The sequence below is a fragment of the Haematobacter genomosp. 1 genome (assembly GCF_002196855.1).
In the GTDB taxonomy this organism is placed as follows: Bacteria; Pseudomonadota; Alphaproteobacteria; order Rhodobacterales; family Rhodobacteraceae; genus Haematobacter.
Genome location: NZ_NIPW01000004.1, coordinates 189,889 through 210,671, shown reverse-complemented (window position 1 = coordinate 210,671; position 20,783 = coordinate 189,889). Strand labels below are relative to the sequence as shown.

The following is a 20,783-nucleotide window of genomic DNA, read 5'->3' as shown; positions in this document are numbered from 1 at the left end:
AAGGAGGGAGCGATGCGGAGTTCAAGGCGGGGACAGGTGGATCCCTTCATCGTGATGGATGTGATGGAAGCCGCGCGGCGGGCCGAAGCGGCGGGCCGCCACATCATCCACATGGAAGTGGGCCAGCCGGGAACGCCCGCCCCGCGTGGCGCAAGGGATGCGCTGCGTGGGGCGCTGGAGAGCGACGCATTGGGATATACGGTGGCGCTGGGGTTGCCGGCTCTCCGCGCGGGCATCGCGCGGCTTTATCATGACTGGTACGGCATCGAGCTTGACCCTGAGCGGGTCGTGGTGACGGCGGGCTCCTCGGGCGCGTTCCTGCTGGCCTTCTCCGCGCTCTTCGATGCGGGGGAGCGCGTCGGCGTGACGGAGCCCGGCTACCCCTCATACCGTCAGATCCTCCGCGCGCTGTCACTGGAGCCTGTGGGCGTTCAGACCGCGCTGGAAAACCGCTATCAGCCGGTGCCGGAGGATATCCGCCGTGCAGGCGATCTGGCGGGGATGATCGTGGCCTCGCCCGGCAACCCTTCGGGCACCATGCTGGACCGCGACTCGCTGGCGCAGCTGATAGACATCTGCGCCCGCTCCGGCACCGCCTTCATTTCCGACGAGATCTATCACGGGATCCAGTACGAAGCGCCGGCGGTCAGCGCGCTGGAGATTTCGGATGATGTCTATGTCATCAACTCCTTCTCCAAATATTTCTCCATGACCGGTTGGCGGATTGGCTGGATGGTGGTTCCGCCGGACCATGTGCGGCTGGTGGAGCGGCTGGCCCAGAACATGTTCATCTGCCCGTCTCACGCCAGTCAGGTGGCGGCTCTGGGCGCTCTCGGGTGCCGGACGGAACTGGACGGAAATCTCGCCGTCTATGCCGAGAACCGGAGACTGCTGCTGGAGGGATTGCCGAGGGCCGGGTTCACCCGGATCGCCCCGCCGGACGGCGCCTTCTACATCTATGCCGATGTGTCGGAGATGACATCGGACAGCCTGGCCTTTGCCGCCGAAATTCTGGAAAAGGCAGGCGTCGCCGTGACGCCGGGTCTGGACTTCGATCCGGTGCGCGGCGCGCAGACGCTGCGGTTTTCCTATGCCCGCGCCACGGAGGATATTCGGGAGGGCCTGCGCCGCCTTACGGTTTTCATGGCGGAAAGAGAGGGATTTCCGACGCTTGCGCGATAGGTTAGCCTCGGGGTCGAGGGCGCGCGAGACGCCCGGAGAGCCATATGCATCACCCCCTCGTCCGCGCGCTGGCCGCGCTGTTGTTCCTGTTTTGCCTGCCGTCCCTCCCGGTTGCAGCGGCGCCTGCCCGTATCGACGCGAGCCGGTCCCATGCGCAGGCCGGGTGGTGGGAGCTGCGGCTGGCGCTGGCGCTGGACAGGGCGGTGCCTTATCGGCTCACGCTGCGCGCCGATCCCCCCCGACTGGTCGTGGAGTTGAACGATGCCGATCTCTCCGCCTTCGATCCGCAAGGGCTGATCGCGGGCGGGCTGCGGGATGCACGGGTGGAAAAGGCGGGGAACGGATGGGCGCGGCTGGTGCTCACGCTCGATCGTCCGCGGGTGGTGACGGGGGCAGTCCTTTCACCTGCCGATCCGGTGCTTCGGCTGCGCCTTTCACCGGCGGGGGCGGACGTCTTTGCCGCCGCCGCGCGACCGGATGCGGTCGGGCCCACGCAAACCGCCCCGCTGCCCCGCGCCCCCGCCGCTGCCTACGTGATGCTGGACCCGGGCCACGGCGGCATTGACCCCGGCGCGGAGCATGGCGGCACGAACGAGGCGCGTCTTATGCTTGCCTTTGCGATGGAACTTCGCGAGGTGCTGGAGGCCGCGGGTTTCACCGTCGGCCTCACGCGAGAGGAAGATGTCTTCGTGCCGCTGGAGACACGCATCAGCCGCGCCCATGCGGCAGGAGCGGATGTGTTCCTGTCTCTTCACGCCGATGCGCTGGCAGAGGGGCAGGCGAGCGGTGCGACCGTATATACCCTTTCAAGCGCGGCCTCAGACCGGGCCTCGGCCGCGCTTGCGGAGCGGCACGACCGGACGGACATTCTCGCAGGGGTGAACCTGAATGGCCACGACGACCGTATCGCGCGGGTGCTGGTCGATCTGGCGCGGACCGATACCGGGCCACGGGCGGAGCATCTGGCCGACGCGCTGGTTGCCGCTATCGGGTCGGGGGCGGGGCCGCTTTACAAGACGCCCCGGCGCGCGGCGGGCTTCTCCGTGCTGAAATCGCCAAGCATGCCCTCGGTGCTCATCGAATTGGGCTATCTCTCCAATCCCGCCGATTTCGCGCGCATTGCCAACGCGGATTGGCGGGCGCGGATGGCGGAGGCCATAGCCACGGGGCTCGCGGTCTGGCAGCAGGATGATGCGGTTGCGGCGGTTCTTCGCCGCAGGTGACACGGACCCCCTCGCGGCAAAGTGACGCCCGGTCGCCATGGTTGGGGGCCTGTGCTATTTTGACCCCAGGGCCCCGGCGACATATAAGAGCCCGTTCAGGCAGCGAGGGACGAACCGAGTGCTCAGGGCGATATTCTCATTCTTCGGGACGGTGTTCAGTCTTATTACGCTGGCGCTGGTCTTTGGTGCGCTCCTTATCGGGGGGGTGTTCTGGAGCTATTCCCGCGATCTGCCGAACCACGAGCAGCTTGCCCAGTATACGCCGCCGACCATCAGCCGTGTCTATTCCGGCGAAGGCCGCATGATCGACGAATTCGCCGAGGAGCGCCGCATCTTCGCCCCGATCGACGAGATCCCGGATATCGTCAAGCAGGCGTTCATCTCCGCCGAGGACAAGAACTTCTACCATCACCACGGGTTCGACACCCGGGGCATCGTCGCCGCCGCCTGGCAGGCCATCGCCTCGCGTGGCCAGAACGTGCGGGGGGCGTCCACCATCACGCAGCAGGTGATGAAGAACTTCCTGCTCTCGGGCGACCGGACGGGGGAGCGGAAGATCAAGGAACTGATCCTCGCCACCCGGCTGGAGGAAACGCTGTCGAAGGACAAGATCCTCGAACTCTACCTGAACGAGATTTTCCTGGGCCAGAATGCCTATGGGGTTGCCGCCGCCGCCCAGACCTATTTCAACAAGACGCTGGGCCAGCTTTCGGTGGACGAGGCGGCTTTTCTCGCGTCGCTGCCGCAGGCTCCGTCCTCCTACCATCCTGTCCGGGCGAAGGAACGGCTGACCCAGCGGCGGAATTACGTTATCCGGGAGATGTTCCAGAACGGCTATATCGACGCGGCCACCCGCGACGCCGCTCTCGCGGAGCCGCTCAGGTCCGTGCAGAACGGCGACTATCCCGCGTTCCGGGAGAGCCTGCCGCCCCGCGACTACTTCACCGACGAAATCCGCCGCCAGCTGTCCTCCACCTTCGGGACGCAGGAGTTCTTCGGCGGCGGTCTCGCCATCCGGGCGACGATCGACCCGCCGCTTCAGCATCTTGCCGCCGAGTCGCTGCGCGAGGGGCTGGAGAAGTTCGACCGCAGCCGCGGTGTCTGGCGGGGCACGGGCAAGACCCTTCCCGCCGAGGCGCTGAGAGATGAGAAGAGCTGGCGCGCCGCGCTGGCCTCCACCGACGTGCCGCGCGACATCGACGGCTGGTATCCGGCGGTGGTGCTCTCGCTCGACAAATCCGCCGCGACCATCGGCATTCAGGGTGAGGAGAGCACCGGGACGGTTCCGGCCAGCGATGTCACATGGGCGCGGAAGCTCATCTCGAACGGCAGGCTGGCTCAGAAGGCCAAGGTGCCCGCCGATCTCGTCGATGTGGGCGACGTGGTTCTGGTCCGCAAGGGAAGCAACGGAGACTGGTCGCTCCGGCAGGTGCCGGAGGTGCAGGGCGCCTTCATGGCGATGGATGTGAGCACGGGCCGCGTGCTGGCCATGCAGGGCGGCTTCTCCTATCAGGATTCGGTTTTCAACCGCGCCACGCAGGCGATGCGCCAGCCGGGCTCCTCCTTCAAGCCGTTCGTCTATGCCGCCGCGCTGGACGAGGGCTACACCCCGGCCACGATCATCGTGGACGCTCCCATCGAGGTGAACACGCCGCAGGGCATCTGGCGGCCCAAGAACTCGTCCAACAAATACTATGGCCCGACGCCCATGCGGACGGGGATCGAACAGTCGCGCAACCTGATGACAGTCCGGCTCGCGCAGGAGATCGGCATGGCGCGGGTTGCGGAATATGCCGACCGCTTCGGCATCTACGCCCCGCTGCAACCCCTGCTGGCCAACGCGCTCGGCGCGCAGGAGACCACGCTTTTCAAGATGATCTCCGCCTATGCGATGCTTGCCAACGGGGGCGAGCGGGTAGAACCGACGCTGGTGGACCGTGTGCAGGATCGGTTCGGCAAGACGATCTACCGCCATGACCAGCGCGATTGTGCGGATTGCGACAGCCCCTATCTTGCGCCCGGCGTCGCCCCGAACGTCGTCTCGCACAATGAGCAGGTGATGGACCCGGTGACGGCCTATCAGGTCACGTCGATGCTGCAGGGGGTCATCCAGCGCGGCTCCGGCTCCGGCGTGCGGCTGCGGGTTCCCGTGGCGGGCAAGACGGGGACGACGAACGACGCAAAGGACGTGTGGTTCATCGGCTATACCTCCAACATCGTGGCGGGCTGTTACATGGGCTACGACCAGCCACGGACGCTTGGCTCCTCCGCCTATGGCGGAACGCTGTGCGTGCCGGTGTTCCAGGCGTTCATGGAGGAGGCGGTCAAACGTTTCGGCGGCTCTGATTTCGCGGTGCCGCCGGGCGGGCATTTCGTCAAGATCGACCGCTTTTCCGGTGCTCCGCTTCCTGCCGATGCGACGGGCGACAACGTGATCGCCGAATACTTCCGCGACGGGACGGAGAGCATGGGGATCGGCGTCTATGTGGACGGCGGCTTTGCCATGGGTCAGAACCTGCCGCTCTTCGGGCGTGGCGAGACGGATGAGGGCACACAGGTCCGCACCTCGACGGGAGAGATTCGCGTCATTCCGAAAAAGGCGGATTTCGGCACCATGTCCTCGGGCGGGCTTTACTGACCGCTGCTGGCGCCCGCTTGCCCTGAGCCGAGCAAGAGGGTATCACCCCGGCCTGATCCGAAGGAGGCAGACCCATGCGCGCTGAGGCCCAGAACCTTGTCGAGAGCATCCGCAAGAGCCTGAAGCTGCTGTGGCAGCGCATGGACGGCGAAACCGCGAAGCACCGGCTTGAAGAATTCAACGCCATCATCGAGGATCCCGAGCTGTGGGGCGATCCCGCGCGCGCGCAGAAGCTGATGCGGGAGCGGCAGTCGCTGCTGGACGCGGTGTCCAATTACGACAGCATCGACCGCGATCTGAACGACAATGTCGAACTGATCGAACTCGGTGAGGCCGAGGGCGACGATGAGGTCGTGCGCGAAGCCGAAGCCGCGCTCCGCTCCCTGAAGGAGACTGCGGCGGAGAAGGAGCTGGAGGCGCTGCTGGACGGAGAAGCCGACGGCAACGACACCTTCCTTGAGATCAACGCGGGGGCGGGCGGAACGGAAAGCTGCGACTGGGCCTCCATGCTCGCGCGGATGTATGTCCGCTGGGCGGAGAAGAAGGGTTATACCGTCGAAATGATCGCCGAGACGCCGGGGGAGGAGGCGGGCATCCGCTCCGTCGCCTACAGGATTTCCGGCCACAATGCCTATGGCTGGCTGAAGTCCGAGTCCGGCGTGCATCGCCTCGTGCGGATTTCGCCCTATGACTCCGCCGCCCGGCGGCATACCTCGTTCAGTTCCGTCTGGGTCTATCCGGTCGTGGACGAGAATATCGAGATCGACATCCCCGACCGTGATATCCGCATCGATACCTATCGTTCCTCCGGCGCGGGCGGCCAGCACGTCAACACCACCGATTCCGCCGTGCGCATCACCCACCTGCCCACCAATATCGTCGTGACTTCCTCCATGAAGTCGCAGCACCAGAACCGGGAAGCGGCGATGAACGCCCTTCGCGCGCGCCTCTATCAGCTCGAACTCGACAAGCGGAACGCGGCCATCAACGCTGCGCATGAAAACAAGGGCGATGCCGGTTGGGGCAACCAGATCCGTTCCTATGTGCTGCAGCCCTACCAGATGGTGAAGGATCTGCGCACAGGGGTGGAAACCTCGGACACGCAGGGCGTTCTGGATGGGGATCTGGATCAGTTCATGGCGGCGACGCTCGCGATGGACGTGGCTGGCAAGAGCCGTGCGGAAGCCAACGCCGAGGTCTGAACCCTGCCGTAGAGACCGCTCCTGCGTGGGCTCGGGCGTCACGTTCTGCGGCACCCGAGCCGGTTCATGCGGCAGTTACTTCGCGGCGGCAACCACGATGACCTCGACCTTGTAATCCGGCGCGGCCAGTTTCGACTCGCCCGTCGCACGAGCAGGCGTATGGCCGGGCGCGACCCAGGCATCCCAAACTGCGTTCATCTCGGCGAAATCGGCGATGTCCGCGAGCCAGATCTGCGCGGAGAGGATGCGGGTCTTGTCCGAACCCGCGGCGGCCAGAAGGCGGTCAACCTCGGCGAGAGCGGCCTCCGTCTGTTCACGGACGCTGGTTCCCGGCGCGCCGATCTGCCCGGCAAGGAAGATCAGGCCGTTGTAGACGACCGCCTCGCTCATGCGGGCGCCGGTTTCGAGACGGGTGATATCGGACATGGATGTCTCCTTCTGTAAGGCAGGATGCCGCCAGCCTCCTAGCGCGGCGCGCGTCCTGTCGCCAGCAGGAAGGGGAAGAGGCGGCCTCATATCTACCGAAGGGTTTGCAACCGGTGCGACCGATCCTGGTCCTGTCGGGGAATGGAAGTGGAAGGGCCTTCCATCGTGGGCCTACGCGGAGCAATGTCGGGCTAGACGGCATCCAGATCAGGGATGCATCCTATGGCGGCGGCGTTGGGATGGCCGCGCAGCATGCGACAGTCAGTGCCAGGACTCGCGTTTGACCGTGGCGGAGGGGAGGCAGCCCCTGACCAAATGCCGGGAGCGGAGATTCCCTTCGATTCCCGAGCGATCAAAATGCTCACACGCATCCCGCAATCGAGGACCGCGGAGACGGTGACCGTCCTGTCACCAGGCGAAGGCGGTTAGAAAGCGCATCCCTACAGCAGCGATGTAGATCTCCATCCTGAGGCCAGCTTCAGGCCATCAGCGCGCGCCGAGGAGGCGGTTGATCACGGAGGAGACAGCATTCCCCTGCACATCCCGCCGGAACCGGGTTGCGACACGACCCAAGCGGGCTATTCCTCCGGCGCGTAGCTTCCGTCCTCGCGGTGGCGCTCATTGCCGGAGAGGGGAGGGTTGAACACGCAGACCAGCCGCAGATCGCCCTTTGTCGCCCGCAGCACATGCGCGTCATTCCGGTCGAGGGCATAGAGCGTGCCGGGCCGTATAGGCCAGGTCCGCCCGGTTGCCACCTCCGTCACCTCGCCCTCCCCGGCGATGCAATAGTTGGCTTCCAGGTGGTGCTTGTATTCCAGATGCAACTCCTCCCCCTCCTTCACCAGCGTGTCGTGGAGGGAGAAGCCCATGCCGTCCGGTTTCAGCAGGATGCGCCGGCTTTCCCAGCCCGGACCAGTTGCATGGTTCGGGCCGGAGATCACGTCGTCCAGAGACCTGACGATCATCGCACGCCCCGGATCATGCCGACGATATCATAGGTTTGGTCGATGACGGGCGCGGCGATGGCGTTGGCGCGTTCCGCCCCGCGGGCGAGGATCCGGTCGATCTCCGCCGGGTCGGAGGTGAGACGCCGCATTTCGCCCGAGATCGGGGTGAGTTGCGCGACGGCCAGATCCGCGAGCGCCGGCTTGAACGCGCCGAAGCCCTGACCCGAGAACTCCGCCACCACGGCCTCCGGGCTGGTGTCGGCGAGGGCCGCGTAGATGTTGACGAGGTTGCGCGCCTCCGGCCGGTCCTTCAGCCCCTCCAGCGTTTCCGGCAGCGGCTCGGCATCCGTGCGGGCCTTGCGGATCTTGCTGGCGATGGTGTCGGCATCGTCCGTCAGGTTGATGCGGCTCATGTCGGACGGGTCGGATTTCGACATCTTCTTCGACCCGTCACGCAGGCTCATCACCCGCGTCGCGGCGCCCTCGATCACCGGTTCCGGCATCGGGAAGAAATCGACGCCGTAGTCATGGTTGAACTTGGCCGCGATGTCCCGGGTCAGTTCCACATGCTGCTTCTGATCCTCGCCGACGGGAACATGCGTGGCGTGGTAGAGCAGGATGTCGGCGGCCATCAGCGCGGGATAGGCGAACAGCCCGAGCGACACGGCTTCGGCATTCTTGCCTGCCTTGTCCTTGAACTGGGTCATCCGGTTCATCCAGCCGAGCCGTGCGACGCAATCGAAGATCCAGGCGAGCTGAGCATGACCGACAACCTGGCTCTGGTTGAACAGGATGGAACGCTCCGGGTCCACGCCGGAGGCGATGAAGCCCGCCGCCAGTTCCCGCGTCGCGCGGGTGAGGTCGGCCGGATCCTGCCAGACGGTGATCGCATGCATGTCCACGATGCAATAGATCGTCTCGATCCCGTTGTCCTGAGCGGCGGCGAAGCGTTTCAACGCGCCGAGATAGTTGCCCAGTTGCAGGTTGCCCGAGGGTTGGATCCCCGAGAACACCCGTTGCGGGAAGACACGAGGCGTTTGGACCGGCTCGGTCATGATTTTTCTCCGTCTGGATTATATGGTCCGGTCGGCTTATCGCTGGCCCATCATCGCGTCAACAGAATGCCGGACATGCACGATCCAGACCGCTCCCCGCTCAATCCCCTGCCATTCGTCGTCTGGGTGCTTGCAGGCCCCGTCGCCGCCATAGAACTGCTGCTCAGCCTCGCGGATCGGGGGATCGTCGGCGGCGGGCTGGGTTTTACCTGGCGGGTGGAAGCGATCCAGCGGTTCGGGTTCTCGGGCCAGATCTTCGACTGGATGGTGGCAAACCACTTCTATCCGGCCGAGCAGATGATCCGGTTCGTGACCTATCCGTTCTTCCACGCGTCGTTCACGCATATGATGTTCGTATTCGTCTTCATCCTCGCGCTTGGCAAGATGGTGGGGGAGGTATTCTCCACAGTCGCGGTGCTGGCTGTGTTCTTCGGCTCCGCCATCATGGGGGCGCTGGTCTTCGGGCTGCTGCTTGACGATCCGGCCTGGCTTGTGGGCGGATATCCGGCGGTTTACGGGCTGATCGGAGCATTCACCTTCCTGCTCTGGGTGCGGGCAGCGGGGCAGGGGTCGGGGCGCCTGCGGGCATTCGGGTTGATCGGGACGCTGCTGGGTATCCAGCTCCTCTTTGGGGCGCTGTTCGGCGGCTCCAACGAATGGGTGGCGGACCTGTCGGGTTTTGCCACGGGATTCGGACTGTCCTTCGTGGTTTGCCCCGGCGGCTGGCGCCGGGCGCTCGCCCTTATCCGTCAGCGCTGACGGCGAACCATCCTGAGCAGGTCGGCGAGCTTCATGACTCCGAGCACGATGGCGGTGACGAAGTAGACCGCCATTCCCGCGCCGCAAAGGATGAACAGCGCGAGCACCCGCGTGCCCTTCTGCGTGAGCATGCCATCCAGCACCTGCGCCGCCCCCCAAAGGAACAGGCCCATCACCGCCGAGGCGATCAGGATACGCACAAGGTTCTTCAGGAACCGCGGGTCGAAGCGGACGGCCTCGCCCATGCTGCGGGATCCCCACCAGAGCTGGAACACCATCGCCCATGAGGCGATCGTCGTGCCGATGGCCGCCGCGATGAAGCCCAGCCAGTAGGACAGGCCAAAGGCGAGCAGCGCGTTCACGACCATGGCCACGATGGCGTAATGGAAGGGGCGGCGCGTATCCTCCCGCGCGTAGAACACCGGCTGGAGCACCTTCTGAAGCGTGAAGGCCGGCAGTCCGGCACCATAGACGATCAGGGCCAGCGCGGTATTTGCCGAGTCCGCAGCCGTATATTGCCCCCGCTCGAAGATCACGCTGATGATCGGCCCGGCGATGACGATGAGTGCCACGGCGGCGGGCAGGGTCAGGAACAGCGAAAATTCCCATGCGCGGTTATAGGCGGTACGGCTGCCGCCGATATCACCGGCGCGGAGCCTGCGCGAAAGCTCCGCCGTCAACACCACGCCGACCGCCGCCGCGACGACGCCGAGCGGAAGCTGATAGATGCGGTCGGCATTGGATAGCCACGCGATAGCCCCGTCGTAATAGGAGGCGACCTGCCGCCCGACGACGAGGTTGATCTGCACGATCCCGCCCGCGAACACGGCGGGCATCGCCACACGCACCAGCCGCCGCATGTCGGGCGACAGCCGCGGCCATGACAGACGCATGGAATACCCTTCCTTCCGCGCCGCATGCCAGACCAGCAGGAGTTGCAGCACCCCCCCGACCGGCGTGGCCCAGCTCTGCGTCAGGCCCATCTCCCAGCCGTAGTGGATGGACAGGCCGAAAGCGATCAGGAAGACGATGTTCAGCACCGCGGGCGCCATGGACGCGACGGCGAAGCGCCCCGTCGCATTCAGCACTCCCGACAGCATCGCGGTGAGCGAGATCAGCAGGATATAGGGGAAGCAGATGCGCCCGAAGGTCACGGCGATATCGAACCGCTCATCGCCCTTGAAACCGGATGCCATCGCCAGCACCAGCCACGGCATCGCCACATGAGCGATCATCGTGAGCACGATCAGAACGGAGGCAAGGCCGGAGAAAGCGTCCTGTGCGAACCCCTTCGCATCCTCCCCCGCCTCGATCTTCTTGGCGAAGATCGGCACGAAGGCGGTGTTGAACGCGCCCTCGGCAAAGATCCGACGGAACATGTTGGGCAGGGAGAAGGCGACCAGAAACGCCTCTGCCACCGGGCCGGAACCCAGATAGGCGGCGATGATCACGTCGCGGATGAAGCCGAGCAACCGGCTGGCAAAGGTCCAGAATCCGACGGTCAGGAAGCCGTGCAGCAGGCGTATCTGCCGCATTCTAGCTGCGCGCCCTCTCTGCCCCTTCGTCCACCGCCTGGCGGAGTTTCTTTTCCAGCGCCTCGGCGCGCTGCCGAGAATGGATTTTCAGACCGAACATGTCTTTCACGTAGAAGGTGTCCACGACCTGCGCGCCATAGGTCGCGATCTGCGCCGAGGCGATGTAGATGTTGTTGGAGGCGAAGGTCCGCGCGAGATCGTAGAGCAGGCCCGGACGGTCGCGCGTATCCACCTCCACGATGGTGTAGATTTCCGATCCGTCGTTGTCGATGGTGATCGCGGTCGGGAAATGAAATCCGCGTTCCCGCTTCTTCACCTTGTCGCGATCCTTCAGTGCCTCGCGGGCGACGACCTCACCCTTCAGCGTCCGCTCGATCATGTTGCGCAGGCGCGGCAGCTTGCCGGGATCATAGGGCGCGCCTTCGGCATCCTGCACCCAGAAGGCCGCAGTGGCGTAACCGTCCTTGGAGGTGAAGGTGCGGGCATCGACCACATTCGCCCCGACAAGCGCCAGCGCCCCCGCCAGCCGGGCGAAGATGCCGGGATGATCGGCGAGGGCAAAGCAGACACGGGTCGCGTCCCGGTCCTGATCCGGGGTGAGGTCGATGCGAATCTCGTCATCCCGGATACCGCGGAGCAGGTGGGCGAACACCACCTGCGTGTCGAGCGGCAGTCCCTGCCAGTAGGGTCCGTAGTGCCTCTGCGTCTCTGCCCGCAGGTCCTTCCGGTCCCAGTCGGAGAGCGCGGCACGGAGCGCCCGTTTCGCCTCCGCCTCCCGGTGGGGGCGGTGCGCGGCCTCCAGCCCCATGTCCAGCACGGTCGCCGTCTCCCGGTAGAGCCGGTCGAGCAGCATGGCCTTCCAGTTGTTCCAGGTGCCGGGACCCACGCCGATGATGTCGCAGCAGGTGAGCAGGTAGAGCAGGTCGAGCCGCCGCCGGGACCGCACTGTCCGGGCAAAATCCCGTACCGTGCGCGGATCGGAAAGGTCGCGTTTCTGCGCTGCGTCCGACATGACGAGGTGGTTGCGGACCAGCCATTCGACCAGCTCCGACTCCTCCGCGTTCAGCCCCAGCCGCGGCGCCACGCGCCGGGCGATCTGCGCGCCGAGGATGGAGTGATCCTCCGGCCGGCCCTTGCCGATGTCGTGCAGCAGCAGCGCCACATAAATCACCCGGCGGTTCACGGTGCCTTCGGCCATGATATGCGTGGCGAGCGGCAGTTCGCGCGCCAGCTCCCCCCGCTCTATCATCGCGAGGGTCGAGATGCATTGGATGGTGTGCTCGTCCACCGTGTAATGGTGATAGACGTTGAACTGCATCATCGCCACGATCGGCTCGAACTCCGGCATGAAGGCCGCCACGACGCCGAGTTCGTTCATCCGGCGCAGGCTCCGCTCCGGGTTGCCGTGCTTCAGCAGAAGGTCGAGGAAGATGCGGTTCGCCTCCCTGTCCTGACGCATGTCCTCGTCGATCAGGTCGAGATGCGCGGCGACAAGCCGCATGGCGTCGGGGTGGATCAGGTGGCCCGTCCGCAGGCCCTCCTCGAAAATCCGCAGCAGGTTCAGCTTGTCCGACAGGAACGCCTTCTCATCGGCGACGGCGATGCGGTTGTGGCGGAGGACATAGCCCTCATGCAGCCGTTTCGGACGCCGGAACAGCCCTACGGTGACGGGCGTCGTCTTGACATGCCGTGCCTCGAGCGCCGTCAGAAAGATACGCGTGAGTTCGCCCACCTTGGTCGCGTGGCGGAAGTAGTCCTGCATGAAGAACTCGACCGCCCGCCGCCCCGCGCCGTCCTGATAGCCCATGCGGGGGGCCACCTCCAGTTGCAGGTCGAACGTCAACTGGTCCGTCGCGCGGCCCGTTAGGTAGTGCAGGTGGCAGCGCACCGCCCACAGAAACCGCTCCGCCCGGTCGAACGCCGCGAACTCATCCGCTGTGATGAGGCCGAGCCCGACGAGATCGGACACCTCCTCCACGCCCGTCACGTATTTCGCGATCCAGTAGAGCGTCTGGAGGTCACGCAGGCCGCCCTTGCCCTCCTTCACATTGGGCTCCAGCATGTAGCGCTGGCCCTGCCGCTTGTGCCGCTCCGCCCGTTCGGCGAGCTTGGCTTCCACGAATTCTGCGGCTGTGCGGGAGAAAAGCTCCTTGCGCAACCGGCTGTGGAGCGTCTTGGCCTGCCCCTTGTCGCCGGTGATGTAGCGCTCCTCCAGCAGGGCGGTCCGGACGGTGATGTCCTCCCGCGCCTGGCTCAGACATTCGGCGATGGAGCGGCTGGCGTGCCCGACCTTCAGCTTCAGATCCCACAGGATGTAGAGCATGGATTCGATCAAGGTCTTGACCGGCCCATTCTCCGCATCGGGTGTCAGGAACAGCAGGTCCACATCCGAGAAGGGGGCCATTTCCCCGCGTCCGTAGCCCCCCACCGCAAGCAGCGTGACCTTCCGATAATCCAGACTTTCGGCGGGCAGAAGGTGGCGCCGCACCACCTCCAGCACTGTCCGTACGACCTGATCGGTCAGCCAGCTTATGGAAGCGACAGTAATGTCGGAATCCAGCGGTTTCGCCAGAAATGCTTCCCTGATCGCGTTGAAGCCGCGCTGACGTTCCGCGCCGATCCGGGCGACAGCGACGGCGCGAAGGGCCCGCGCATCGGGCGCCTCCAGACCGGCGATCTCGGTATCGATCTGCTCCAGCACCGCCTCGGCGTCGAACAGAGCGGCGTCCGGCAGGATCAGCGCCGCAGCCGTGGTATCGTTTTCCGGCGTCGCCGCCGCGTCAGGAACCGGCACCGCTGAAGCTTCTGGGGGCATTTTCCACCACTTCGACCCTGTTGTCGCGGAGTTGCGCAACAGCCAATGCCCTTTGGTTACTGCCGTCTGCGGTGAATCGGAAGACGCCATTCGCACCGACGAAGCCGGAAGGCTGGGTCAGAGAGGCCCGGCCCAGCGGATCCGCCCGGCCCGAACGAACAGCGGCACCGATGGCGGCGATCCCGTCATAGGCCAGTGCGGCCAGCGGATGAGGTGCGGCGCCATAGGCCCCGGCATAACGGGCATTGAACTGCGCCGTGATGGCGGGATCGGGTACAGCGAAATAGCCACCCTGAAGCGATGGCGTGGTAACCGCACTTGCCGGAACGTCCCAACGCGTCAGGCCATAGAAAGCGGTGACATTGGGGTCGATGCCGTTGTCGCGCAGAAGCTGCGTCAGCATGGGCAGGGCGCCCGCCGTCCCCGCGGTAAAGAACACGCCGCTCGCGCCGGTATTGCGCACGGTGGTGGCGATATTCGGCGCGGCGGCCGTCACGCCCTGCTGCGACAGTTCATAGCTCTCGGCGCCGGCGACGCGGATGCCATTGGCGGCGGCGGCCGTTTCGATCGCCCGACGCCCCACCTGACCGGAGGCGTCAGGATCGCTCACCACGACGATGTCGCGACGGCCCTGACCGGCCGCGAACCGCATCAGCCGATCGGCGGAATTGGCGAATGTCTGGCCCAGAACGAAGACGTTTCCGCCCGCGATATCGGAATTGTTGGAGAAGCTGAGCACGTTTATCCCGCGAGAGGCAACGGCGCTTCCCGCAGCGTTGGCATCCTGCGCATGGATCGGCCCCAGAATGATCTTCGCGCCTTCATCCGCGGCCCGGAGCGCCATGGCGGAGGCCTGCGTCGGGCTGCCCGCCGTGTCATAGACCCGCAGATCGATACTTACCCCCTGAAGATCCGCGATGGCCAGACGCGCCGCGTTTTCGAGGTTCTGTGCAACCAGCCGGTCGCTCGCATTCGCGCTCTGCGGCAGAAGGAGGGCGACCTGCACCGGCTGAGAGGGGTTGATGGTGCCGCGACTCACATTGCCGGTCGGCGCGCAGGCCGCAAGCGCTCCTGCCGCCAGAAGACCGGTTGCGCTGCGGAAGAGGTTGCGGATACCGATCGGGCGGGTGAAAAACGGGCGACGTGTCACGGCGTCGGTCATGCGGCTATCCCTCTGGCTGACGGCCCGTTGGACCGGGCGTTCAAGCGAAGTCTAGGGCGACCTCACGGAAATGCTAGGTGGGGCCGGCGCATAAGTAAACAGAAGGCGGCAAAGATGCATTCCATCGGCGAAAGGGGGCCGCTCGCCCCCGGCCTGTACTTCATTGCGACGCCGATCGGTGCCGCGCGGGATATCACCTTGCGCGCGCTCGATATTCTGGCCACGGCGGATGTTCTGGCGGCGGAGGATACCCGGACCCTGCGGCACCTGATGGAGATCCATGGCATCCCGCTGGGCGACAGGCCGCTCGTCGCCTATCACGACCACAACGGAGAGGTTGCGCGGCCGCGCCTGCTTCGGGCGCTGGGGGAGGGGAAATCGGTGGCGTATGCTTCGGAAGCAGGGACACCGCTGGTTGCCGATCCGGGCTTCCAGCTTGGCCGTGCCGCGATTGTGGAGGGATTCACCGTCACCTCTGCACCCGGCCCGTCGGCAGTGCTCGCGGCGCTGACCGTCTCCGGCCTGCCCAGCGACCGGTTCCTGTTTGCAGGTTTTCTTCCCCAGCAGGGCGGCCCGCGGCAGAGGGCGCTGGCAGGCCTCTCCGACATCGCCGCGACGGTGATTTTCTATGAATCTCCCAAGCGCGTTCACCGATTGTTAGGGGAACTGAGCGCATCATGGGGAGGAGATCGGCAGGCGGTCGTCTGTCGCGAACTCACCAAGAGGTTCGAGGAGGTGAGCCGGGGCACGTTGGAGGAGCTGGAGGCGGCTTTCGCCGGGCGGGATGTAAAGGGGGAAGTCGTGGTTCTGGTCGACCGGCCCGGCGAGGGGCAGGCAGACCCGGCGGCGGTGGAGGAAGCATTGCGGGAGGCTTTGGGGCGTCTGCGGGTGAAGGATGCCGCTGCGGAAGTTGCCGCGAGATTCAATCTGCCGCGACGCGATGTCTATCAGACGGCGCTCACACTGCAGGGAGAGAGCAAGGATTAGCATGGACGGCGCAACGCGATATCACTCGGGGCTGGCGGCGGAGGCTTCTGTCCTTCGGCATTATAGTCAGCTGGGCGCACGCTGCCTTGCAGAACGCTGGCGCGGGCGTGCGGGAGAGATCGACCTTATCTTCCAGCAGGGGGAGGACGTGATTTTCGTCGAGGTGAAAAGGGCGGCGACCATCGCGCGCGCAGCCGAACGTCTTGGACCCCGGCAGAGCATGCGGCTGCTGCGCGCGGCGGAGGAATACCTTTCGCATTTGCCAGCGGGCCTGTCCTCTCCTTCCCGCTTCGACGTTGCGCTCGTGGATGCCACGGGTCGTGTCGAAACGCTGCAAAACGCGCTGATGGCCTGAGGCGGGCCGATTGCATCGCAGCCGGGCTTGCGTCATTCAGGGGCAGAAGCTTCTCGGGAGACAGGCATGACCCTGAACGTCGCCATCCAGATGGACCCGATCGGTCCGGTCAACATCGATGCGGACAGCACCTTCCGCATTGCGGAGGAGGCGCAGAAGCGCGGTCACCGGCTGTTCTATTATACCCCGGACAAACTCTACTTCCGGGAGGGAGAGGTCAGGGCGAAGGGGTATCCCCTTACGGTTCGCCGCGTGAAGGGTGATCACTTCACGCTTGGCGATCTGGAGGATGTACGGCTTTCCGACTTCGACGTGGTCTGGCTCCGGCAGGATCCGCCCTTCGACATGGCCTATATCACCACGACCCATCTGCTGGACCTCATCCATCCCGGAACGCTGGTGGTCAACGATCCCTTCTGGGTGCGGAATGCGCCCGAAAAGCTGCTGGTGCTCCAGTTTCCCGACCTGACGCCGCCGACCGCCATTGCCCGCGATCTGGACACGATCCGGGCCTTCAAGGCAGACCATGGGGATGTCATCCTGAAGCCGCTCTACGGCAATGGCGGCGCGGGGGTGTTCCGGCTGGACGAGAATGACCGGAACCTCTCCTCGCTCTATGAGCTGTTCACGGGATTCTCGCGGGAGCCGCTGATCGTCCAAAAATTCCTCCCCGCCGTGGCGAAGGGTGACAAGAGGATCATTCTTGTGGACGGAGAGCCGGTCGGCGCGATCAACCGGGTGCCGCAGGCGGGGGAAACACGTTCCAACATGCATGTCGGCGGCAGGCCGGAGAAAGTCGCCCTGACGGAGCGGGACAGGGAGATTTGCGCGGCCATCGGGCCGACCCTGCATGAGAAGGGGCAGATCTTCGTGGGAATAGATGTCATCGGCGACTGGCTCACGGAAATCAATCTGACCTCGCCGACAGGGATCCAGGAACTTGAGCGATTCGACGGCACGAATACGGCGGAGGCGATCTGGAAGGTGATCGAGGCGCGCGTCCGCCGCTGAAATCGCTCTAAGGGACGGGAACCGTCTTCGGTGTTCTGCGTTGGCCCCGCAGAACAAATGCTCCCTCAGGAGAAGCCGATGACCAAGACCGATGATATCCGCCGCTCGATCGAGAGCCAGATTTCCGACCTGCAGCAGCAGCTGCAAAGCCTGCGCGGCGATCTGTCAGAGCGTGGACACGAGTTTTACGATGTGGCGCAGGATCATGCGCAGGTAGCGGCGAAGCAATTCCGCACCCAGGCGCGCGTCATGGGTGACGTGGCCCGCGAGAACCCGGGCAGCGCCGCGACGGTTCTGTCGGTCGTGGCGCTGACCTGCCTTGGCCTTGGGTATCTTGCAGGCCGTTCCTCCGCCGAAGATCACTGGTAACCTCCGATCAGGCTCTTCCGATCTGCGTGGCGGCCAGATCGGTCTTTGTGAAAGACCGCCGAATTCTCGCCCTTCAGGCTAGGAGGAATGGATGGAAGGTTCTGCTCAGGTCGGCTGGATCGCAGCGATCATCATAGGCGGCATCGCCGGTTGGGCCGCATCTGCCCTTATGAAAAGCGATACAGGCGTTTTTCTGAACGTCATACTTGGTATCGTCGGTGCGGCAGTTGCCAGTTTCTTGCTCGGTTTCCTGGGTGTCGGTTTTGGCGGATGGCTGGGCTATCTCGTTGCTGGCGTGATTGGCGCATGCATTCTTATCGCGCTGGCGCGAATGTTTCGCGGAGCGCGATAGGATCACCTCTTTGGAGAAGCTGGCGCGGGCTTGGTCCCGCGCCTTTTTCATGGCTGGGCCACATCTTCGAGGCGAAGTTGCACCCGCTGCCGCCCTTGCCATTCATCCACTTCGACACGCCCCGCAACATGCAGGCGGGAGCCTTCCTTCAGCGCATCTCCCAGAGCAGTTCCCGCGGCGCTGAAGGCGATACCCTCCACCGTTCCCGTTCCGTCAGAAAACCGCACGCGCATGTGGCCGTTGCCGAAGACTTTCACCGATGACACCCTCTGGTCGGGAAAAGCGAATCTCGGGGCCGGGGCGCCCGCGCCAAAGGGCCCTGCGGTTTCCATCTCCCCGATCATCTGGATCGTCGCCGCGCCGGAGGTCAGAAGGCCATCCAGCTTCAGATCTGCCGGCCCCATCGTTCCTGCACCCTGACGGGCCAGCAACTCTCCCAGCCGCGCCATTGCCTCTTCCATGCGGGAGGGATCCACCGTCAGGCCAGCGGCCATTTTGTGCCCACCGCCGCGCAGCAGCAGCCTTTCCGAGGCGACACGATGAATCGCTGCGCCCAGATCGACGCCCGCGATGGACCGCCCCGATCCCTTGCCTTCTCCGGCACTCAGCCCGATCACGACAGCGGGGCGGTTGGTCGCCTCCTTCAGGCGGGCTGCCACGATACCGACCACGCCGGGATGCCAGCCTTCGCCCGCGGCCCAGACGAGCGGCCCGTCAAGTCCTCGCGCCTCGGCCTGGGCAAGGGCGGCTTCCCTCACCCGGGCTTCGATGTCCCGCCGCTCGGTATTGAGCGCGTCGAGCCGCGCGGCAAGCGCCTCTGCCTCATGCGGGTCATCCGTCGCAAGCAGCCGCGCCCCCAGATCGGCCGCGCCGATCCGCCCGCCCGCATTCACGCGCGGGCCGAGCAGGAAGCCGAGGTGATAGGGGGTCGGGGCCTGGTCCATCCGCGCGACATCGGCGAGCGCGGTGAGCCCCGTCCGCTCCCGCCGCCCCATGACTTTCAACCCCTGTCGAACAAAGGCCCGGTTCACGCCGACAAGCGGCGCCACGTCGGCAACCGTAGCAAGTGCCACGAGATCGAGCAGGGCTATCAGGTCCGGCCCGCTGACGCCCTCGCCCCGGAGCTGGCGATTGGCCTCCACCAGCATCAGGAACACGACGGAGGCCGCGCAGAGGTGGCTCAGATCGCCACTCTCATCCTGCCGGTTCGGGTTCACGACGGCCAGCGCGTCGGGCAACGTCTCACCGCCGAGATGGTGATCGAGCACCACGACATCCGTCCCGGCGGCGGCAGAGATCGCCTCATGCGACAGCGTCCCGCAATCCACGCAGACGATGAGATCGTGCCCCTCCGCCAATTTCCGCATCGCGGGCGGATTGGGGCCATAGCCTTCCTCGATCCGGTCGGGAATGTAGAGCGTGGCGGGATGGCCGAAATGCCGCAGCCATGTGATGAGCAGCGCGGCGGAGGAGCCGCCATCCACATCATAATCGGCAAAGACGGCGATCCGCTCCCGTCGTTTCAGCGCGGCGAGAAAGCGCCGCGCGGCCAGCTCCATATCGCGGAGGCTGAGCGGATCGGGGAGCAGGTCGCGGAGTGCGGGGGCGCAGTAAAGCGCGGCATCCTGGGCCGTCACCCCTTGCCGGACAAGCACCCGGCAGAGGGGTAGAGGCAGGCGCGTGGCCTGCGTCATCGCTTCGGCGAGGCGGTCCTCCTCTATCCCGGGACCGACCCAGCGCCGCCCGGTCGCGGACCGCTCGACGCCAAGGAAGGCGGGGCGGAGGAGGGCCGCCGCGTCGGTCACTTCACCGGGTTGCGGTAGCTCATCCGGCGGACGGAGCCGGTCTTGGACCGCATGAGGATGGTTTCGGTGGTGATGAAGCCGATTTCGCGCTTGATCCCGTGGACGAGGTTGCCGTCCGTCACGCCGGTAGCGGCGAAGATCACGTCGGCCGTGACAAGGTCGTCGCGCTGATAGACGCGGTCGAGGTCGTCGATCCCGGCCTTCCGCGCCCGTCCGATTTCGTCGTCATTGCGGAACAGCAGCCGCCCGTAGAACTGACCGCCCAGGCATTTGAGCGCAGAGGCGGCGAGAACGCCTTCCGGCGCGCCGCCCGAGCCCATGTAGATGTCGATCCCGCTGCCGGGCGTCGCGCAATGGATCACCCCCGCAACGTCGCCGTCCGTGATGAGCCGGATCGCCGCGCCCGTCGCACGAACCTCGGCGATGAGATCCTGATGGCGGTCGCGCTCAAGGATGCAGGCGGTGATGTCGGAGGGCTTGCCGCCCTTCGCCTTCGCCAGCCGCTCGATCCGTTCGGTGGGCGACATGGCGAGCGTGACGATGTTCGTCTCATAGCCCGGGCCTATGGCGAGCTTCTCCATATAGGTGTCCGGCGCGTGCAGAAGCGTGCCCGCGGGCGCCATGGAGATCACGGTGAGCGCGTTGGGCATGTCCTTCGCCGTCAGCGTCGTGCCTTCGAGCGGGTCGAGCGCGATGTCAACTGCCGGCCCTTTGCCGGTGCCGACTTTCTCGCCGATATAGAGCATCGGGGCCTCGTCCCGCTCCCCCTCGCCGATCACCACCGTCCCGGCGATGTCGAGCATGTTGAGCTGGTTCCGCATGGCGTTGACGGCGGCCTGGTCCGCGGCCTTCTCATCCCCCCTGCCGACGAGATGGGCGGACGCGATGGCCGCCGCCTCCGACACGCGGGCGAGGCCCAGAGAAAGCATGCGGTCGTGGAACTCAACATCATTCGCCATT

At 65.4% G+C, this 20,783-nt stretch carries 18 protein-coding genes; 10 read left to right on the top strand and 8 right to left on the bottom strand.

Annotated features, from left to right (window positions below):
* Positions 1-12 precede the first annotated feature (12 nt).
* The 4 genes from CDV49_RS01850 to prfB all read left to right on the top strand — a co-directional run bounded on the left by CDV49_RS01850 (position 13) and on the right by prfB (position 6,245).
* Positions 13-1,182 (top strand): pyridoxal phosphate-dependent aminotransferase, encoded by a 1,170-nt coding sequence (locus CDV49_RS01850; protein ID WP_088213866.1) that lies wholly within the window; start codon positions 13-15, stop codon positions 1,180-1,182.
* Between the two features lie 44 nt (positions 1,183-1,226).
* Entirely contained in the window at positions 1,227-2,405 is a 1,179-nt protein-coding gene (locus CDV49_RS01845; protein ID WP_088213865.1) for an N-acetylmuramoyl-L-alanine amidase, read from the top strand.
* 118 nt (positions 2,406-2,523) lie between these two features.
* Positions 2,524-5,043, top strand: a complete 2,520-nt coding sequence (locus tag CDV49_RS01840; RefSeq protein WP_088213864.1) for a penicillin-binding protein 1A — start codon at positions 2,524-2,526, stop codon at positions 5,041-5,043.
* 74 nt (positions 5,044-5,117) lie between these two features.
* Positions 5,118-6,245 carry a peptide chain release factor 2 gene (prfB, locus tag CDV49_RS01835; RefSeq protein WP_088213863.1) on the top strand — a complete coding sequence of 376 codons (1,128 nt, stop codon included), beginning with the start codon at positions 5,118-5,120 and terminating at the stop codon, positions 6,243-6,245.
* A gap of 75 nt (positions 6,246-6,320) precedes the next feature.
* On the opposite strand, the gene CDV49_RS01830 is transcribed toward prfB, so the two are convergent.
* The 3 genes from CDV49_RS01830 to trpS form a co-directional block, all read right to left on the bottom strand.
* On the bottom strand, positions 6,321-6,671 hold the full coding sequence (locus CDV49_RS01830) for a RidA family protein (RefSeq protein WP_088213862.1): 351 nt from the start codon (positions 6,669-6,671) through the stop codon (positions 6,321-6,323).
* Between the two features lie 578 nt (positions 6,672-7,249).
* The gene (locus CDV49_RS01825; RefSeq protein ID WP_088213861.1) at positions 7,250-7,636 is read right to left on the bottom strand and encodes an ectoine synthase; all 387 of its coding nucleotides are present in this window, start codon (positions 7,634-7,636) and stop codon (positions 7,250-7,252) included.
* Entirely contained in the window at positions 7,633-8,673 is a 1,041-nt protein-coding gene (trpS, locus tag CDV49_RS01820) for a tryptophan--tRNA ligase (RefSeq protein ID WP_088213860.1), read from the bottom strand. The genes CDV49_RS01825 and trpS overlap by 4 nt, the downstream gene beginning before the upstream one ends.
* A 75-nt stretch (positions 8,674-8,748) precedes the next feature.
* On the opposite strand from trpS, the gene CDV49_RS01815 reads away from it, so the two are divergent.
* Complete coding sequence (locus CDV49_RS01815) at positions 8,749-9,432, top strand: rhomboid family intramembrane serine protease (protein ID WP_088213859.1); 684 nt, start codon at positions 8,749-8,751, stop codon at positions 9,430-9,432.
* Here the strand turns inward: CDV49_RS01815 and murJ are convergent.
* From murJ to CDV49_RS01800, 3 genes are read right to left on the bottom strand one after another with little or no spacing between them, the layout of a single operon-like run.
* Complete coding sequence (murJ, locus tag CDV49_RS01810) at positions 9,423-10,967, bottom strand: murein biosynthesis integral membrane protein MurJ (RefSeq protein ID WP_088213858.1); 1,545 nt, start codon at positions 10,965-10,967, stop codon at positions 9,423-9,425. The genes CDV49_RS01815 and murJ overlap by 10 nt on opposite strands.
* Position 10,968: 1 nt before the next feature.
* Positions 10,969-13,782, bottom strand: coding sequence for a [protein-PII] uridylyltransferase (locus tag CDV49_RS01805; protein WP_088213857.1), 2,814 nt, complete (start codon positions 13,780-13,782; stop codon positions 10,969-10,971).
* Positions 13,748-14,944 (bottom strand): penicillin-binding protein activator, encoded by a 1,197-nt coding sequence (locus CDV49_RS01800; protein ID WP_088213856.1) that lies wholly within the window; start codon positions 14,942-14,944, stop codon positions 13,748-13,750. Before CDV49_RS01800 ends, CDV49_RS01805 begins: the two co-directional genes overlap by 35 nt.
* Positions 14,945-15,058: 114 nt before the next feature.
* On the opposite strand from CDV49_RS01800, the gene rsmI reads away from it, so the two are divergent.
* The 5 genes from rsmI to CDV49_RS01775 all read left to right on the top strand — a co-directional run bounded on the left by rsmI (position 15,059) and on the right by CDV49_RS01775 (position 18,018).
* The gene (rsmI, locus tag CDV49_RS01795; RefSeq protein WP_088213855.1) at positions 15,059-15,931 is read left to right on the top strand and encodes a 16S rRNA (cytidine(1402)-2'-O)-methyltransferase; all 873 of its coding nucleotides are present in this window, start codon (positions 15,059-15,061) and stop codon (positions 15,929-15,931) included.
* Position 15,932: 1 nt separating this feature from the next.
* Complete coding sequence (locus CDV49_RS01790; protein ID WP_088213854.1) at positions 15,933-16,286, top strand: YraN family protein; 354 nt, start codon at positions 15,933-15,935, stop codon at positions 16,284-16,286.
* A 66-nt stretch (positions 16,287-16,352) separates the two neighbouring features.
* Entirely contained in the window at positions 16,353-17,297 is a 945-nt protein-coding gene (gene gshB, locus CDV49_RS01785; protein ID WP_088213853.1) for a glutathione synthase, read from the top strand.
* A 78-nt stretch (positions 17,298-17,375) separates the two neighbouring features.
* Positions 17,376-17,666: a hypothetical protein gene (locus CDV49_RS01780; protein WP_088213852.1), complete on the top strand. Its 291-nt coding sequence runs from the start codon at positions 17,376-17,378 to the stop codon at positions 17,664-17,666.
* Positions 17,667-17,757: 91 nt separating this feature from the next.
* Positions 17,758-18,018, top strand: coding sequence for a GlsB/YeaQ/YmgE family stress response membrane protein (locus CDV49_RS01775; protein ID WP_088213851.1), 261 nt, complete (start codon positions 17,758-17,760; stop codon positions 18,016-18,018).
* A 47-nt stretch (positions 18,019-18,065) separates the two neighbouring features.
* Here CDV49_RS01775 and recJ read toward each other — a convergent pair whose 3' ends face one another.
* Positions 18,066-19,823: a single-stranded-DNA-specific exonuclease RecJ gene (recJ, locus tag CDV49_RS01770; protein ID WP_256947197.1), complete on the bottom strand. Its 1,758-nt coding sequence runs from the start codon at positions 19,821-19,823 to the stop codon at positions 18,066-18,068.
* Positions 19,820-20,782 carry a class II fructose-bisphosphatase gene (glpX, locus tag CDV49_RS01765; RefSeq protein ID WP_088213850.1) on the bottom strand — a complete coding sequence of 321 codons (963 nt, stop codon included), beginning with the start codon at positions 20,780-20,782 and terminating at the stop codon, positions 19,820-19,822. Before glpX ends, recJ begins: the two co-directional genes overlap by 4 nt.
* Between the last annotated feature and the right edge of the window lies 1 nt (position 20,783).